Here is an 890-nt window from a genome sequence, read left to right on the forward strand (position 1 = left end):
TGGTTCACTATCGGTCACTAGGGAGTATTTAGGCTTGGGAGATGGTCCTCCCGGATTCCGACGGAATTTCTCGTGTTCCGCCGTACTCAGGATCCCAGCTAGGCAAGTTTGATTGTCGTATACGGGGCTTCCACCCTCTCCGGCATGACTTTCCAGTCATTTCTACTAATCTCACTCGTCCATAGCGCTGGTCCTACAACCCCAAAAGGCAAGCCTTTTGGTTTGGCCTCTTCCCGTTTCGCTCGCCGCTACTTGGGGAATCGCGTTTGCTTTCTCTTCCTGCAGGTACTGAGATGTTTCAGTTCCCCACGTCTACCTTTTCCTTAGCTATGTATTCACTAAAGAAATATCACTTGATGAAAAGTGATGGGTTGCCCCATTCGGAAATCTCCGGATCATAGCTTACTTACAGCTCCCCGGAGCATATCGGAGTTCGTCCCGTCCTTCATCGGCTCCTAGTGCCAAGGCATCCACCGTGCGCCCTTATTCACTTAACCTAGCGGTTAAGGGTAATTCATAGCGATGAGAGTTTTGTTTAGGAACAAAACTGTTCTCAATTTCTATTTCTCGGTGTTGTTTCTTAACATTTGTGTGTGTTATTAAATCAACTATCTAGTTTTCAAAGAACAAAGTACAACTCAAAAACCGAGTTGCAATGGAGCCTAGCGGGATCGAACCGCTGACCTCCTGCGTGCAAGGCAGGCGCTCTCCCAGCTGAGCTAAGGCCCCTTTTCTATGGGTATTTAATTTAAAAAAGTGAAAAAAAAGAGACGAATCTCTCAAAACTAAACAAAGTAAAAACCATGTGCAAGGTTCCGTTCTGCCCTAATGGCAGTATCCTTAGAAAGGAGGTGATCCAGCCGCACCTTCCGATACGGCTACCTTGTTAC

General features: G+C 46.9%; 1 tRNA gene and 1 rRNA gene. Both read right to left on the reverse strand.

The annotated features are described in order from the left end of the window. A 23S ribosomal RNA gene (locus tag ABDZ53_RS00050) occupies nt 1-497 on the reverse strand; the annotation flags it as partial. A gap of 159 nt (nt 498-656) precedes the next feature. Beyond that, a tRNA-Ala gene (locus ABDZ53_RS00055) sits at nt 657-729 on the reverse strand. Nucleotides 730-890 lie beyond the last annotated feature (161 nt).

Source organism: Alkalibacterium iburiense, assembly GCF_039521845.1.
GTDB classification, from domain to species: domain Bacteria; phylum Bacillota; class Bacilli; order Lactobacillales; family Carnobacteriaceae_A; genus Alkalibacterium; species Alkalibacterium iburiense.